Source organism: Mycobacterium hippophais, assembly GCF_027529605.1.
Classification (GTDB): Bacteria; Actinomycetota; Actinomycetes; order Mycobacteriales; family Mycobacteriaceae; genus Mycobacterium; species Mycobacterium arseniciresistens.
Genome location: NZ_JAPZPY010000003.1, coordinates 179092 through 193897, shown reverse-complemented (window position 1 = coordinate 193897; position 14806 = coordinate 179092). Strand labels below are relative to the sequence as shown.

Sequence of the window (14806 nt, the reverse complement as noted above, 5' to 3'; positions counted from 1 at the left end):
GTGTGGCTGAGCTAAACAATAACGACCGTGCCGAAGCGGCCCGGGGTCAGCGATCAGACCACACGCCGCCCCTGTGCTGCACGATATCGGCGCTGCGGTCCCGAACGGCGGCGACGCGCTCCGCGGTGAGGGTCGCACTTCCGATATCGGCGAGCAGACAGGCCAGCGCCCACTGCAGCGGAACCAGCCCCGCGGCGTCGGCGGCGGCCAGCGCGGCGTCGGCCACCGGGCGGGCGGCGTCCACGGCGCCGGCACTGCACAGCGCGGCCGCCAGGATCACGTCCGACTTCACCGAGTGCCGGGTGGAGCCGAAGGTCGCCGCTGTCGCGACCGCTGCTCTCGCATGGCCGACGGCGGCGGCGCCGTCGCCGCGCGCCATGGCCAGTTCGGCCGACACCCAGCCGAGCCGGATCCGCGGTCGCTCCGACGCGACGGCGCCGGCCTCGGCGCGCACCTGATCCAGCAGCCGCTCCGAGAGTGCGAACCGGCCGGTGCCCAGCGCGTCGGCCGCCAGTCCGGTCAGGGCGTCGGCACGGGCCTCGGGATCGCCGCCCGCCAGGGCCAGCGCGGTGCCGTCCCAGCGCCGGGCGTGGCGATGTCCACCGAGTTGACGAAGAAACGATGCCCGCGTGCTGTGCGCGAGGGACACCACCGGCCCGCCCGGCGACCGGCACACGACCGCGAGGTCGGCCAGCGCCGCACCGTAGCGGCCCTGCCCGCCCGCGGCGACCGCGCGCAGCCACCGGTCGGCCGGACTCGCGGCGGGCGGCAGCGGCCAGCGGCCCGGGTCGGCGCCGAACGCGGCGAGCCGGAGAGCGGTCGCTGGGGTCGTCGTCATCGCTCGGCGACGGTATCAAGCACACCGCGGGGGTCGTTGCGGCAAATTCGTCGACGATCCGGATCAGCCGCGGTTAACAGTTGATGGTGCACGGGTTACGGCGGCGTTACGGTACTCGCCGGTGTGCCGCGAAACATGGGCAGAACCGGCGAACCCGATCTGCGGAAACGCGTGAAGCGCACTGGTCGAAGGTGATTCGCTACCACCTTCCGCGCTACCCACAGGTCACAACAATGAACGTGACGTAAATTCTCGAGCTGCGATTATGTCATTGAGCACACGTGCAGGCTATTGACGGAATTTCTGGCGCACCCCTACTTTGTGTGCACGAGTAGTCATCGGCGACACGAGCTCGGATCGGTTCCACAACTCACGCGCTCCCGCGTTCTCCACAAGAGTGTGTAGAGAGGGGTTTTACCCATGCCACAGCCGCAGCAGCTGCCCGGACCCAATGCCGACATCTGGGACTGGCAAATGCAGGGCCTTTGCCGAGGCGTCGATTCGTCGGTGTTCTTCCATCCCGATGGCGAGCGCGGTCGCGCCCGCGCCCAACGGGAGATGCGTGCCAAGGAGATGTGCCGGAGCTGTCCGGTGATCGCACAGTGCCGGTCCCACGCGTTGGCGGTCGGCGAGCCCTACGGCATCTGGGGCGGTTTGAGCGAGGCGGAACGCGAACTGCTGCTCAAACGCGGCATCCGCCGCACGGCGTAGAGAAGACTTCGAGGAGGCCCCATTCCGGGAAACCGGGGTGGGGCCTCGCCGTGTCCGGACCCCGGCCTCCCTGCGGAGAACGCGCCGAAAAGCCCACATCTCGCGGGCGCGCGCCACTAGATTGAGTCGCGACGATCGGTACTTCGACATCCCGCCACACCATGGCGCGATGAAGGGAGCCCCCATGAGCACGGCAGCCGAACGCGTAGCGCAGCTCGAACTGGTGTCGCGACTGAAGTCCGCCTACCCCGAGCTCCCGGACGCCCCCACTCCCGACCTGCTCGACCATGCCCGGATCACGGCTTACCTCAAGCCCGTTCACGATGTCGGTGGAGAGCCCTGCGCGCCCGAAGAATTCGTGAACAAGGAGTACGAGCAGTGGGAGGAACTCACCTACGTCATCTGCGAGGTGCTGGCATGGCGCGGCATCTGGCTGTCGGAGGAACGGCGCCGCATCGGCAACGTGGACGTGGGCCGGGCCGAGTATCTCGGCCTGCCCTACTACGGCCGGTGGCTGCTTGCCGTCGCCCGCATCCTGGTGGAGAAGCATCACCTGGCGCTCGGTGAGATCAGCGAGCGGATGGCCGAGGTGTCCTCGCGGTACGCCGGTGGCCTCGACGGTAGGAAGCTCGAGGCGCAGCCGAAGTCCGAGGGCGACGGGTCCCAGGTGAAACGGAACAGCCACCACAAAGACGCTGTCGGCAAAGGTGATCCACAGAAGTACTCCGGTCTGGCCGGCGAGCCGGGATTCAAGGTGGGCGACCGGGTCACGGTGCGCGAACTGCCGGTGATCTTCTACACCCGCACACCGGAATACTGCCGCGGCGCCACCGGCGAGATCGCCTCGGTCGCCTACGAGAGTCCCGCCGCGGAGGACGAGACCTGGGACCGCGAGGACGCCAAGCCCGAATGGTTTTACGTGGTCCAGTTCAACATGTCCGAGCTGTGGGACGGCTACACCGGAACCGCCACCGACACACTGCGCACCGAGCTGCCCGAGCGCTGGCTCGAATCCGCCCACTGACTGCCGGTTTTCGAGAGGGAATCCATACATGTCTCACGACCACGACCACGACCACGACCACGACCACGACCGGACGGTCAAGCCGATGGTGGACGAAGTCACCGACTTCGAGGTCCTCGAGATCGCGCTGCGCGAGTTGTGCATCGAGAAGGGCATCTTCACCGCCGAGGAGCATCGTCGCTTCACCGAGTTCGCCGAGCAGATCGGTCCCACGCCCGCGGCGCGCCTGGTGGCCAGGGCGTGGCTGGACCCCGACTTCAAGCAGCTGGCACTCACCGAACCGATGACCGCCAGCAAGGAGTGCGGCGTCGACTGGATGGAGCCGACCGGCTTCGGCACGCCCAGCGACTTCACGGCGTTCGAGATCCTCGCCGACACACCGACTCTGCACAACGTCATCGTGTGCGCGCTGTGCTCGTGCTACCCGCGGCCCATCCTGGGCAACTCCCCCGAGTGGTACCGCACCCCGAACTACCGCCGCCGCCTCGTCCGGTGGCCCCGCCCGGTGCTCGCCGAATTCGGCCTGTACCTGCCCGACGACGTCGAGGTCCGGGTGCAGGACTCCAACCAGAAGCACCGGTTCATGGTGATGCCCATGCAGCCCGAGGGCACCGAGGGCTGGAGCGAAGACCAGCTGGCCGAGATCATCACCCGCGACTGCCTGATCGGGGTGGCGCTGCCCAAGGCGGGCGTGACCACCAACGTCATCACCAAGACCCGTCCGGCGACGCATCCGATTCCGGCCGAGTGAGAACCCATCGTGTCCACCGTGCCTGAATCACAACCCGTCGACGAGGTCAGAAGCGCTGTCCTGGACGAGATCGTCGAGCGCAACCAGGTGTGGCCGCGGATGGCCGCCAAGTACGGCGTCGAGAATCCGGTGCCCCCGTGGAAGACCAGCCTCGACGGCCTCTGCGACGCGCTCGACCAGGCGGCGTGCGACGCGAATGTGCCGAACTTCAAGGAACGCCGCGACGAGGAGGACGCCCTCTCGGCGAGCCGGTACGCGGATCTGCCCTACCCCGAGAACCAGTTGATGGCGCTCGCGCACTCGCTGCTGGCGCGCGGCGTGGTCGACGAGGCGACGCTGCAGCAGCGCCTCGCGAGCGTCCGGGCGCGTCTCGAAGCCTAGGCGGCGCCGCACGGCGTCATGGTTACCCTCGTGGTGCCATGACTCGACGTTTCGCACTCCTGCTGCTCGTATGTGTCCTGTGGTCCGCGTCGACGGGGTGTTCGCTGTTCACCGGCAGCGACCCGAAGGACGCGTTGCAGGCATTCGCCGATGCGCTGCAACGCAAGGACGCCGCCGCCGCGGCGGCCGGCACCACCGACCAGGCGGCGGCCGCGCCGGCCATCACGTCGATGTTCGACGGCGTGCCGGAGGACACCACGGTGACCGTCGACGTCGGCGACGTGTCCGAGGACACCCACCAGGCAACGCTGAACTACTCGTGGACGTTCGGACCCGAGCGGAACTTCCGGTACGACGCGACCGCGACCGCGACGCAGTCCGGCGACGAGTGGCGGGTGCAGTGGGCGCCGACGGTGCTGCACCCGGACCTGGCCGCGGGCATGCACTTCCAGTACAGCGACGACAAGAACTTCCTCACCCCCGTCACCGATCGCGACGGCCAGCCGCTGATGACATGGCAGACCGTCGGCGTGGTCGACCTGCGCCGGGACAACCTGGCCTCGGCGGCCACCCTGGCGCCGCTGCTACAGCAGTTCGCACCGACCATCACCGACGCCACCATCGCCGAACAGTTCGCAGCCACGCAGGACGACGCCGTCACGGTGATCCGACTACGGGAAGCCGATCTGGCCGTGGTTCGCGATCAGCTGGCCCAGATCCCGGGCGTCACGGTCACCGAGCAGGGTGCGCTGCTCACCGCCAACCGCGAGCTGTCCTCGCCGGTGATCAGCGGCCTGGATGATGCCTGGCGCGCGGCGATCGATGCGGCCGCCGGGTGGTCGGTGGCCCTCGTCGACGCCCAGGGTCAGCCCACCTACGACCTGACTTCGACGCCGGCCAGGGACACGCCGCCGATCCGCACCACCCTGGACACCCGCCTGCAGTTATTGGCGCAGGCGGCCGTCGCCGCGGAATCCCGGCCCGCCGTCGTGGTGGCGATCTCAGCCGGCACCGGTGGCATCCTGGCCGCCGCGCAGAACGCACCCGCCGATGCGCAAGGGCCTATAGCGTTCTCGGGCACGTATCCGCCCGGCTCGACGTTCAAGACCATCACCACGGCGGCGGCGCTCGAGGCGGGCATCGCGACACCCGACAGCCCGCAGGCCTGCCCCGGTCGGGTCACGGTCGAGGACCGCACGATCCCGAACGACGACGAATTCGACCTGGGCACCGTGCCGTTGACGACGGCGTTCGCCCGCTCGTGCAACACCACCATGGCGGTGCTGTCCGACCAGCTGCCCGCGAACGCGCTGCCCGACATGGCGAAACTGTTCGGCATCGGCGTGGACTACGTCATCCCGGGCCTCACCACCATCACGGGCAACGTGCCCAGCGCCGACACCCCGGCGCAGAAGGTGGAGAACGGAATCGGTCAGGGCACGGTGACCGTGAGCCCGTTCGGCCTGGCGGTCGCCGAGGCCAGCCTCGGGCACGGGTCGACGATCACGCCGACACTCGTCGTCGGCGAGGAGACCACGGCGGACACCGAGTCGAAGCCCATTCCCCCGGCCATCGTCGACAGCCTCCGGGCGATGATGCGTCAGACGGTCGCCGACGGCACCGCGAGCGAGCTGCGCGACATCCCCGGGCTGGGCGGCAAGACCGGGACCGCCGAGTTCGGCGACAACACGAGTTCGCACGGCTGGTTCGCGGGCATCGTCGACGACATCGCCTTCGCGACGCTCGTGGTCGGCGGGAACACCTCGGCGCCCGCGATCAAGGTGACCGGCGACTTCCTGCGGCCCGCCGTCGGCGGCTGAGCCCCGGGGTTTGATCCACCCGGGTAAGGGCATACTCAGTGGAGTGGCGGGTGCAACGCGGTTGCGTTGACAGGCTCGCTATGAGGTGGGTACGGGATCAACCCTCTCGTTGAGAAAGCAGCGCTCGCCCGTGCCTACCGCACCAGGCGGCCAATTTCTGACGCCGGCGTCGATCGCCATCCGGCTTGGCCTAATCTCGGAACATGGCCACCAAGGCTTCAAAGAAAACGAGCAGCGGCTTCACGAGCCAGGCGGCCGCCGATGCTGCCGAGATGGGCGTCGACGGCCAGGCCGCGAGTCGCCTCGACCGCGCCCTGATGGGCGGACCCCCACAGCGGGTCGGGCGTTTCCAATACCACTACCTCACCGACACCTGGACGTGGTCGGACACCGTGGCACGGATGCACGGCTACGAGCCAGGCGAGGTGACACCCACCACCGAACTCGTCCTCAGCCACAAGCACCCCGACGACCTGGCGAAGGTGCGCGCACTGCTGCAGCAGACGTCGGCGCCGTTCAGCAGTAGGCACCGCATCATCGCCAAGGACGGCACCACGCGCAACGTCGTGGTCGTCGGTGAAGCCGTCACCGACGACGACAAGCGGATCGTGGCCACCCGTGGCTTCTACATCGACATCACGGCGAGCGTCCACGCTCAGGTCCAGGAGACGATCAACGAGGAACTCGAGGTCATCGTCGCCCACCGTGAGTCGATCGACATCGCCAAGGGCATGCTGATGGCCATCTACGACCTCACCGCCGACGCCGCCTTCGCGGTGTTGAGATGGCGCTCCCAGGAACTGAACATCAAGCTGCACGTCGTGGCGCAGACACTGGTCGACACGCTGCCGAGCCTGCTCCAGACATCGGACCAGACGCGCGCACCCGTCGACCACTACCTGATGACCCTCGAGGCACCCGCCACCGAATGACGGCTCGGTGTGCGCCGTCCGGCTTCACGATCGGCGCGACCGCACCACCCGGATGAGTGCGTAGCCGGCCAGTGCGAACACGGCGAGCACAGCCAGCCACGGCAGCAGCAGGCCGACGAGCAGGAACAGCGTCCCGGTCACCGAGACCAATGCGTCCCATCCCCGTTCGACCTGGCCGAGGAATCCCTGGTACTGCTGCGGCGACGGCCCGCCGACCCGCTCGGCGACGAACGTGACGTCCACGGTGCTGTAGTCGATCCGGTCGCCGAGCTGATCGCGCTGTGCCCGCAGGCTGTCCAGATCGGCCTGGCGTTGCGACAGGGCGTTCTCGGCGGCGATGAGCGCCTCGGGATCCCTGGCGTCACGCATGATCGTCAACAGTCGGTCGACCGACGTCTGCAGAGCTTTGATCCGCGCGTCGAGATCGACGCGTTGAGCGGTCACGTCCTCCGACCGGGTCTCGGCGGTCTGAACGGTGCCCAGCGTCTTGAGTTCGCGCACCACACCGTCCAATTTCGGCGCGGGCACCCGCAGCACGATCGAGGTGAGCGCCCGGCCCTGCCCCGAGCCGGAATCCTCGGAACGGCTGTCGACCCGCCCGTCGGCGTTCTCGACGATCACCGCCGCCTTGTCGGCGGCTTCCGATGTGCTTGCCACGGTGATCGTCATGGAGGCGGTCTTGACGACGTCGCGCTGCTCGGTCAGCTCCTGCGGCGGCCCGTTCTGGGGCGCCGGTGCGCCGGCGGCGTCCTTCATGTTGCCGGTCGCGGGTTCCGTGCTGGTGCCCACGGGCGATCCCGCGCATGCCGTCAGCAAGGTCAGCGCCGCCATCGCCACGACCGTGCGCGCCAGATGCCTTCTCATGACTGGAAACCTAGCCATCCGGACGGAGAACGCCTGCGTTTGCGCGGAATTCACAGGATCGCCTCGAGCGTCACTCCTGCGGCGGTCGATCCCCCCAGCCGGAGTTCGCGATCACATCGAAGAATGTCAGCGATCTGCCGTTGAACAATTCGTGCACGTGCGCGGGAAACGTGAAGGGCGGCGCCTTCATCGGATCGGCCTGGATGCCGCGGTCGATGGCTCGGGCGATCGCGTATCCGAGGTCGTCGCGCGGCCACGCGTCATGGACCCGCTCGGCGAAACCCGGGGCGAGTCGGCCCTTGTCCATACCGTCGATGTCGAGCGAGATACCGGAGAACGCGAGTGACTGCACGTCTCCGAACCGTTGCGCGAGGCCGAGACTGGTGTGCAGGGCGATGGACTGCCACACGGTGACGATCCGGTCCTCGGCGATGCCGTGGTCGCGAAGGAACCGCGCAGCGGCGTCGGCGCCGTCGACCTCGAATCGCTGACCGCCCGTCCCGTAGTCGGTGATGCCGAGGTCGTGCAGCAGGCAGGCGAGGAAAAGGGTCTCCTCGTCGAGGCCGTCCCCTCCGCGTCGGTCGGGGGTGGACGCGAGCTCGCGCGCGAACAAGAAGCTGCGGACGCAGTGGTTGGAGAGGAATGCCGGTGAGACGTCGAACACCAGCTTCAATGCTGCTGAGGAGATGTCGGAGTCGGGAAGGTCCCACTGAGCGCCTCGGGTGGTCAACGGGACGTTGTGCCGGCTGGTCATGTCCTCATGGTGGTCAGCGGGTCCGCCCGCAGCCAGTGGCCAGAGTGTCAGTCACCGCCGGAATCCGGCCACCGGTGGCATCGTCATCGATCCCGCCGGACTCGCCGGCCGCCGGGTAGGTTGATTCCGGTGAACCGCGCAGACGGCGAGCAGGTCGACGCCAGCTCGTTGACCGGAGTCTCGGAGACCGCCCTGCTCACACTGAACGCCCGGGCGTACCAGGCCCGCCACCCGAGCCCCGTGATCGACGACCCGATGGCGATCCAGCTGGCCGACGCCATCGACTTCGACTTCGGCAAGTTCGGTCGACGAGGTCAGGAGACGGCCGTCCGCGCCCTCGCCTTCGACCGCGCCGCGGCCCGATACCTGACCCGGCGTCCGTCGGCGGTGGTCGTCGCCCTCGCCGAAGGGCTGCAGACCAGCTTCTGGCGCCTGAACAGCGCGCTGCCCGATGCCACATTCCGTTGGGTCACCGTCGATCTGCCGCCCGTGGTCGAACTACGCAGGAGACTGCTGCCGTCGTCCCCACGGATCCTCAGCATCGCGCAATCGGCCCTCGACTACACGTGGATGGATCAGGTGGACGCGAGCGACGGTGTCTTCATCACCGCCGAGGGCCTGTTGATGTATCTGCAGCCGGAGGAGGCCATGGGCCTCATCAGGGAGTGCGCCAACCGCTTCCCGGGTGGGCAGATGATGTTCGACCTGCCGCCGGTGCTGGTGAAGCGGCTCGCGCCGAACGGGATGCGGGCCTCGCGCAGGTACCGTGTCCCGCCGATGCCGTTCAGCATGTCGGCCTCCCAGCTGGCGGAGCTGGCCGGCACGGTGCCGGGAATCCTTGCCGTGCACGACCTCCCGATGCCGCACGGCCGGGGCCTGGTGTTCGACAGACTGTTTCCCGCCTTCTGGCAACTGCGACTCACCAAGCAGATCCGCGGCGCCTACACCCTGCTGGAGTTCGGCTGAGGGCGGTCACCGACCCGTACGAAGCTCTGACTTGAGCGCGGCGTTCTCCTCCTCCAGGACGGCCAGCCGTCGCCGCATATCTGTGAGTACCGGCTCGAGTTCCTCGACGGTGAACCGGGGCGTGATGTGCTGGGGGCAGTTCCAGTCGAACGCGTCCACGCTGACGATGACCGCGCGCTCGACCACCGCGTCATATCCGGCGTCGCCCAGGGACCGGATCAACTCCGTATCCTCCTCGGCGGTCACGATCCGGGCGTGCCCGAAGATCTTCAGCCGCCTCCGCCGGGCGTAGTCCATGGCGATGATCGCGACCCGGTCGTTCCCTCCGATGTTGCCTGTGCTGATGTACTGCAGGTTGCCGCGGAAGTCCGCCCAGCCGATCGTGCCGGGATCCAAGACGCGCGCGAATCCCGCTGGCCCACCGCGGAATTGCACGTACGGCCAGCCGGTCTCGCCGACAGATGCGAGATAGAACCCGTCGCGCTCGGCCAGGAACTCGGCTTCGTCGTCGGTCAGCCGGTCCGGTTCGGCGGACGCACCGGCAGTGATGCGCTTGCGGGCGTACACCCGGTCGCTGCCGTGCTCGCGCTGCACCGCCTGCACGTCGTCGGTGAAAGCGATCGCGGGGTAACGCCTACTCATGCATCCTCCAGCCGACGTACGTACACGGATTGGCAGCGTCGCAGCGTGCCCAGGAATTCCCCGCCGTGAGTCGAGGCAATTCCGACCCATGTGCTGTGCAGTTGCTTAGCATTATCCGGATACCAGGAATGCAGAGCAGGTGACGACGAGACCGGCCCACCGAGCAGAACGGTTCAGTTATGTTTCGCAGCAATGCTTTCGAGGCGTGGAGCCCGCTCGCTCAAGGCGCAGGGTTCGCACTCGCGGCCGACATGGCGATGGCTCGATTCCTCCCGCGCAGGCGCACGGCAGTCGCGGCCGTCGGCCTGGTCGCGGCTGCCGCGGTGTATCCGCTGTCGCGTCGACGGTGGGGCATCGACACCCGTGAGGCGATCACGCTCACCGCAGCGTGCGCGGTCGCAAGCGCCGCGACCTGGCTGCCCGCCGGCACCGCCCGTCGCGTCGTGGGCGTCGGCTGGGCGGCCCACGCGGTGTATGACGCGGTCTTCACCCACGATGCCTCGATCACCCGCCTGCCCCCTACGTACGCCGCGGCTTGCGCCGGCGCCGATATCGCCATGGGCGCGCGGCTGTTACTCGTCCGACCATGACTGCCGCGCCCGTGGTGTCCAGCCAGGGAGTACCGCACCCTGCCTGAGACGCCACCGCCTGGCTACGTTGCGGATATGACCGATCGACGCAGGACCAGGACAACCTTCGCCGCACTGCTCGCTGCGGCCGCCGTCACGGCGGGATGTGCCACCGCCGACGCCGCACCGCCGCAGGCCGATGCCAAACAACGCAACACCCACCTCGTGCGGGAGGCCTTCGCACGCGGTGTCGGGGACGCCGAGACCTTCTACGCGATCCTCGCCGACGACGTGACCTGGACGGTGGCGCGGGCGACGGCACCGACCACGTACACCAGCCGGCAGCAGTTCCTCGACGACGGCGTCGCCCCGATCGTGGACCGGCTGACCGGACAGATCCAGGCCGATGTGCAGGAGTTGATCGCCGACGACGACCAGGTGGTCGCGCGATGGCGGGGCACCGCGACCGCACGCGACGGCGTGCCGTACGTCAACGAGTACGCCTGGGTGATGACTATGGCGAACGAACGGGTGACCCGCGTCGTCGCGTACCTGGACCTGGTCGCACTCGACGACCTGATCACGCGCGTACCGCTGCCCTCATGAGATCAGGGATCAGGAGCCAGGGGACCGGAACCCAGCACGATGGTGATCTCGGTGGTGGTCGCGACAATTCGGTTGGCCGGGGGATTCGTCCCCACGACAAGGTCCTTCATCTCCGGTTGTGACGGTAACGACGCCTGCTGGAACCGCCCGAAGCCTGCGTCCGTCAACTCGCGGACGGCATCGGCATAGGTCAACGACCTCACCTCCGGCACCGTTACTTGCGCAGCACCGGTCGACACGTCGGGGACGGGACCCGTCGACACATTGAGCGTGATCTCCTCCCCGGCGGCGACCGCGGTGTCGGCGTCGGGGTCGGTGTTGATCACGAGACCGGGCGGTACGGTCGCGTCCGCGCTCTGCAGGATGCGGGTCTTGAAGCCGTCGTTCTTCAGGACGGTGACCGCGTCGGCCGAAGTCCTACCGTGCACGTCGGGAACCGCCACGTCGCGGGAATCGCTTGCAAGAAGATTGATCCCGATCCCACCCCCGATGGTGAGCACAGCCAGCACCGCGACCGCAGTCAGCCAACGCCTGGTCGACCGGCCTGCGTGCCGCCTGCCGTCACCTGACGGCTGTGTCGCCAACTGCTCAGTCGGCGGAATCGTGTCGGGCGACCCGGCCAGGGCTGAGTGGCCGGCGGCGTCGGTCCCCACCGACGAGGCGTACGGGGTCAGACCACGATGCACGCGAACGAGGTCGGTGCGCATCTCTGCGGCCGTCTGATATCGATTGTCGGGATTCTTGGCCATCGCCTTGAGCACCACTGCGTCCAGGTCGGGCGTGACCTCACTGTTGAGCACTGACGGCGCAACCGGCTCCACCTGGACATGCTGGTAGGCGACCGCGACGGGCGAATCCCCCACGAAAGGTGGTTCACCGGTGGCGATCTCGTAGAGCACGCACCCCAGCGAGTACACATCGGCCCGAGCGTCGACCCGAACGCCGCGGGCCTGTTCAGGCGACAGGTACTGGGCGGTGCCGATCACCGCGCCGGTCTGGGTGACGCCCACGTCGCTGTCGGCGATCGCCTTGGCGATGCCGAAGTCCACCACCTTCACCGAGCCGGCCGTGCCGATCATGATGTTGGCCGGCTTGACGTCGCGGTGGATGATCCCACGCTGGTGACTGAAGTTCAGCGCCTGACAGGCATCAGCGATCACCTCGATGGCCTGCCGTTGGCGCATCGCACCGTGGGTACGCACGTAATCGCGCAATGTCACACCGTCGACGTACTCCATCACGATGTAGGACAGCGTCCCGCTCGGCGTCTGCACCTCACCGGTGTCGTAGACGGCGGCGATGGCAGGGTGGTTCAACGATGCCGCGTTCTGCGCTTCTCGCTGAAACCGCAGATTGATGCTGGGGTCCTCAGCCAGGTCGAGACGTAGCAGTTTGACCGCGACGTCACGATGCAACCGCAGATCGCGGGCCAGATGGACTTCGGACATGCCACCCAGGCCGAGGATCTCGCCGAGTTCATACCTGCCCGACAGTCGCCGCGGAGCAATCATGGCGATGTCCCGGTCGGTGCCGGCGAGGTGGGGTTCTCAGCCGGCAGCGCACTGCCTATCGGCAAATCCGGTGCCACCTGCCGATGGTGGCACGTTTCGGCCGCATCCGCCCTCAGAGCCGAGATGTCGACCATCGACGGGCTGGGCACCCACCGACGAACGAAAGCGCCCCCGGTCACAAGGACCGGGGGCGCCTTCTCAGTGCTTGATCTAGTGGGCGTGGCCGTGATGGCCGTGCCCGTGATCCTCGTCCTCGGCCGGCTTGTCGACGATCGCCGTCTCGGTGGTCAGGATCATCCGCGCCACCGACGCTGCGTTGAGCACCGCGGAGCGGGTCACCTTGACCGGGTCGACGATGCCGTCCTCGGACAGGTCGCCGTATGTCAGCGTGGCCGCATTGAAGCCCTGGCCGTTCGGCAGACCCGACACCTTGTTGGTCACCACGGCGCCGTCGAGCCCGGCGTTGGTGGCGATCCAGAACAGCGGAGCCGACAGCGCGGAGGAGAAGACCTCGACGCCGAGCGCCTCGTCGCCGGTGAGCGACCCGCGCAGACCGTCGAGCGCCGAGCGGGCCTGCACCAGCGCGGCACCGCCGCCGGTGACCACGCCCTCCTCGACCGCCGCCTTGGCCGCCGACACGGCGTCCTCGACGGCTTCCTTGCGCTTCTTCATGTCGGTGTCGGTGGCAGCACCGACCTTGATCACCGCGACACCGCCGGCCAGCTTCGCCAGCCGCTCCTCGAGCTTCTCGCGGTCCCATTCCGAGTCCGTGGACTCGATCTCCGACCGCAGCTGCTTGGCCCGGTCGGCGATGGCCTCCGCGCCGCCGCCGCCGTCGACGATCACGGTGCTGTCCTTGTCGACGACCACGCGCCGCGCCGAACCCAGCACGTCGAGGCCGGCCTCCCGCAGCACCAGGCCGACGTCGGGGTTGACCACCTGCGCGCCGGTGACGATGCCGAGGTCCTCCAGGAACGCCTTGCGGCGGTCGCCGAAGAACGGCGCCTTGACGGCGACGGCCTTGAGCGTTTTGCGGATGGCGTTGACCACCAGCGTCGACAGCGCCTCGCCCTCGACGTCCTCGGCGATGATCAGCAGCGGCTTGCCCGCCTCGGCGACCTTCTCCAGCAGCGGGAGCAGGTCGGGCAGCGAGCTGAGCTTGTCGCGGTGCAGCAGCACCAGGGCGTCCTCGAGGACGGCCTCCTGCGAATCGAAATCGGTGACGAAGTAGGCCGAGACGAAGCCCTTGTCGAAGCCGACGCCCTCGGTCACCTCGAGCTCGGTGTTCAGCGTCGAGGACTCCTCGACCGTGACGACGCCGTCGGCGCCGACGCGGGTCATGGCCTCGCCGACCAGCTCACCGATCTCCTCGTCGCGCGAGGAGACGGTGGCGACCTGGGCGATCGCCTTCTTGTCGCTGACGGGGGTGGCCGCGGCCAGCAGCGCCTCGGACACAGCGTCGGCGGCCTTGCTGATCCCGGCGCCGAGCGCGATCGGGTTGGCGCCGGCCGCGACGTTGCGCAGCCCGGCCTTCACCAGCGCCTGCGCCAGCACCGTCGCGGTGGTGGTGCCGTCGCCCGCGACGTCGTTGGTCTTGGTGGCCACCGACTTGACCAGCTGTGCGCCCAGGTTCTCGAACGGGTCCTCGAGGTCGATCTCGCGCGCGATCGTGACACCGTCGTTGGTGACGGTCGGGCCGCCCCAGGACTTGGCCAGCACCACGTGGCGGCCGCGCGGGCCCAGTGTCACCTTGACGGCGTCGGCGAGCTTGTCGACGCCGACCTCCATTGCCCGGCGCGCAGTCTCGTTGAACTCAATCTGCTTGCTCATAGAACTGCTTCCTGCTTGAAAAGACGGATGTCGTGAAAAGAAAAGGGGTGTGAAAGACGAGAGGAACGCATGCCGCCCCGGACATCACCCGTCTGCACGGGGATCTCCGGGGCGGAACACGTCACTACTTGGAGACGACTGCCAGCACGTCGCGCGCCGACAGGATGAGGTATTCCTCGCCGTTGTACTTGATCTCGGTGCCGCCGTACTTGCTGTAGATGACGGTGTCACCTTCCGAGACGTCCAGCGGGATACGCTTTTCGCCGTCCTCGTCCCAGCGGCCGGGGCCGACAGCGACGACGGTGCCTTCCTGAGGCTTCTCCTTGGCGGTGTCGGGGATGACCAGACCGGAAGCGGTCGTGGTCTCGGCCTCATTGGCCTGTACGAGGATCTTGTCCTCGAGTGGCTTGATGTTCACGCTCGCCACGATGGAGCCCTCCACTATTTCGGGTGTAGATCCGGGCACACCCCGGACCTGTGTATTACCAGGTGTTCGGCATGCGTCCGGGTCCGTGCGCCGTCGTCGCGGGTGCCGGCGCAGGGGGTTGGCCGCCTGCCACCTAGCACTCTATACATGCGAGTGCTAGCACTCAAGGCTCGGGTAGTG

Annotated in this window: 15 protein-coding genes and 1 pseudogene; 9 read left to right on the top strand and 7 right to left on the bottom strand. The window is 68.0% G+C overall.

The features are described 5' to 3' along the window. Nucleotides 1-46: 46 nt before the first annotated feature. Entirely contained in the window at nt 47-838 is a 792-nt protein-coding gene (locus tag O6P37_RS09505) for a hypothetical protein (RefSeq protein ID WP_269893820.1), read from the bottom strand. Nucleotides 839-1258: 420 nt separating this feature from the next. Between O6P37_RS09505 and O6P37_RS09500 the strand changes: the two genes are divergently transcribed. From O6P37_RS09500 to O6P37_RS09475, 6 genes are all read left to right on the top strand, one after another. Then, nucleotides 1259-1549 carry a WhiB family transcriptional regulator gene (locus O6P37_RS09500; protein ID WP_269893819.1) on the top strand — a complete coding sequence of 97 codons (291 nt, stop codon included), beginning with the start codon at nt 1259-1261 and terminating at the stop codon, nt 1547-1549. A 184-nt stretch (nt 1550-1733) separates the two neighbouring features. After that, on the top strand, nt 1734-2573 hold the full coding sequence (locus O6P37_RS09495) for an SH3-like domain-containing protein (protein ID WP_269893818.1): 840 nt from the start codon (nt 1734-1736) through the stop codon (nt 2571-2573). A 28-nt stretch (nt 2574-2601) separates the two neighbouring features. Further along, nucleotides 2602-3324, top strand: coding sequence for a thiocyanate hydrolase subunit gamma (gene scnC, locus O6P37_RS09490; protein WP_269893817.1), 723 nt, complete (start codon nt 2602-2604; stop codon nt 3322-3324). 99 nt (nt 3325-3423) lie between these two features. Beyond that, entirely contained in the window at nt 3424-3705 is a 282-nt protein-coding gene (locus tag O6P37_RS09485; protein ID WP_264011212.1) for a thiocyanate hydrolase, read from the top strand. 38 nt (nt 3706-3743) lie between these two features. Next, nucleotides 3744-5525 (top strand): penicillin-binding transpeptidase domain-containing protein, encoded by a 1782-nt coding sequence (locus O6P37_RS09480; protein ID WP_269893816.1) that lies wholly within the window; start codon nt 3744-3746, stop codon nt 5523-5525. A 203-nt stretch (nt 5526-5728) separates the two neighbouring features. Continuing rightward, nucleotides 5729-6457: a PAS and ANTAR domain-containing protein gene (locus O6P37_RS09475; protein ID WP_269893815.1), complete on the top strand. Its 729-nt coding sequence runs from the start codon at nt 5729-5731 to the stop codon at nt 6455-6457. A 24-nt stretch (nt 6458-6481) separates the two neighbouring features. On the opposite strand, the gene O6P37_RS09470 is transcribed toward O6P37_RS09475, so the two are convergent. Together O6P37_RS09470 and O6P37_RS09465 are read right to left on the bottom strand one after the other, a co-directional pair. After that, the gene (locus O6P37_RS09470) at nt 6482-7288 is read right to left on the bottom strand and encodes a DUF4349 domain-containing protein (protein WP_408633146.1); all 807 of its coding nucleotides are present in this window, start codon (nt 7286-7288) and stop codon (nt 6482-6484) included. Nucleotides 7289-7391: 103 nt separating this feature from the next. After that, entirely contained in the window at nt 7392-8075 is a 684-nt protein-coding gene (locus tag O6P37_RS09465; protein ID WP_269893814.1) for an HD domain-containing protein, read from the bottom strand. Between the two features lie 129 nt (nt 8076-8204). Here O6P37_RS09465 and O6P37_RS09460 point away from each other — a divergent pair, with 129 nt between their 5' ends. Beyond that, nucleotides 8205-9041, top strand: coding sequence for a class I SAM-dependent methyltransferase (locus O6P37_RS09460; RefSeq protein WP_269893813.1), 837 nt, complete (start codon nt 8205-8207; stop codon nt 9039-9041). A gap of 6 nt (nt 9042-9047) precedes the next feature. Here O6P37_RS09460 and O6P37_RS09455 read toward each other — a convergent pair whose 3' ends face one another. Then, nucleotides 9048-9683, bottom strand: a complete 636-nt coding sequence (locus O6P37_RS09455; protein ID WP_269893812.1) for a pyridoxamine 5'-phosphate oxidase family protein — start codon at nt 9681-9683, stop codon at nt 9048-9050. 179 nt (nt 9684-9862) lie between these two features. Between O6P37_RS09455 and O6P37_RS09450 the strand changes: the two genes are divergently transcribed. After that, nucleotides 9863-10273, top strand: coding sequence for a hypothetical protein (locus O6P37_RS09450; RefSeq protein ID WP_269893811.1), 411 nt, complete (start codon nt 9863-9865; stop codon nt 10271-10273). A gap of 75 nt (nt 10274-10348) precedes the next feature. Beyond that, nucleotides 10349-10858, top strand: coding sequence for a nuclear transport factor 2 family protein (locus tag O6P37_RS09445; RefSeq protein ID WP_269893810.1), 510 nt, complete (start codon nt 10349-10351; stop codon nt 10856-10858). A gap of 20 nt (nt 10859-10878) precedes the next feature. Here the strand turns inward: O6P37_RS09445 and pknB are convergent. The 3 genes and pseudogenes from pknB to groES all read right to left on the bottom strand — a co-directional run. Next, a pseudogene (gene pknB / locus O6P37_RS09440) lies at nt 10879-12369 on the bottom strand (Stk1 family PASTA domain-containing Ser/Thr kinase); the annotation flags it as partial. A gap of 210 nt (nt 12370-12579) precedes the next feature. Next, nucleotides 12580-14199, bottom strand: a complete 1620-nt coding sequence (gene groL, locus O6P37_RS09435) for a chaperonin GroEL (RefSeq protein WP_269893809.1) — start codon at nt 14197-14199, stop codon at nt 12580-12582. A gap of 124 nt (nt 14200-14323) precedes the next feature. After that, nucleotides 14324-14626, bottom strand: coding sequence for a co-chaperone GroES (groES, locus tag O6P37_RS09430; RefSeq protein WP_045384501.1), 303 nt, complete (start codon nt 14624-14626; stop codon nt 14324-14326). Between the last annotated feature and the right edge of the window lie 180 nt (nt 14627-14806).

What these genes read in the sequence shown, in the direction of transcription:
- scnC (WP_269893817.1), top strand. Translation starts at nt 2,602, where the DNA reads ATGTCTCACGACCACGACCACGACCACGACCACGACCACGACCGGACG.
- O6P37_RS09470 (WP_408633146.1), bottom strand. Translation starts at nt 7,288, where the DNA reads ATGGCGGCGCTGACCTTGCTGACGGCATGCGCGGGATCGCCCGTGGGC.
- O6P37_RS09445 (WP_269893810.1), top strand. Translation starts at nt 10,349, where the DNA reads ATGACCGATCGACGCAGGACCAGGACAACCTTCGCCGCACTGCTCGCT.
- O6P37_RS09465 (WP_269893814.1), bottom strand. Translation starts at nt 8,075, where the DNA reads ATGACCAGCCGGCACAACGTCCCGTTGACCACCCGAGGCGCTCAGTGG.
- O6P37_RS09480 (WP_269893816.1), top strand. Translation starts at nt 3,744, where the DNA reads ATGACTCGACGTTTCGCACTCCTGCTGCTCGTATGTGTCCTGTGGTCC.
- O6P37_RS09455 (WP_269893812.1), bottom strand. Translation starts at nt 9,683, where the DNA reads ATGAGTAGGCGTTACCCCGCGATCGCTTTCACCGACGACGTGCAGGCG.
- O6P37_RS09475 (WP_269893815.1), top strand. Translation starts at nt 5,729, where the DNA reads ATGGCCACCAAGGCTTCAAAGAAAACGAGCAGCGGCTTCACGAGCCAG.
- O6P37_RS09450 (WP_269893811.1), top strand. Translation starts at nt 9,863, where the DNA reads ATGTTTCGCAGCAATGCTTTCGAGGCGTGGAGCCCGCTCGCTCAAGGC.
- O6P37_RS09485 (WP_264011212.1), top strand. Translation starts at nt 3,424, where the DNA reads ATGGCCGCCAAGTACGGCGTCGAGAATCCGGTGCCCCCGTGGAAGACC.
- O6P37_RS09500 (WP_269893819.1), top strand. Translation starts at nt 1,259, where the DNA reads ATGCCACAGCCGCAGCAGCTGCCCGGACCCAATGCCGACATCTGGGAC.
- O6P37_RS09505 (WP_269893820.1), bottom strand. Translation starts at nt 838, where the DNA reads ATGACGACGACCCCAGCGACCGCTCTCCGGCTCGCCGCGTTCGGCGCC.
- O6P37_RS09495 (WP_269893818.1), top strand. Translation starts at nt 1,734, where the DNA reads ATGAGCACGGCAGCCGAACGCGTAGCGCAGCTCGAACTGGTGTCGCGA.
- groL (WP_269893809.1), bottom strand. Translation starts at nt 14,199, where the DNA reads ATGAGCAAGCAGATTGAGTTCAACGAGACTGCGCGCCGGGCAATGGAG.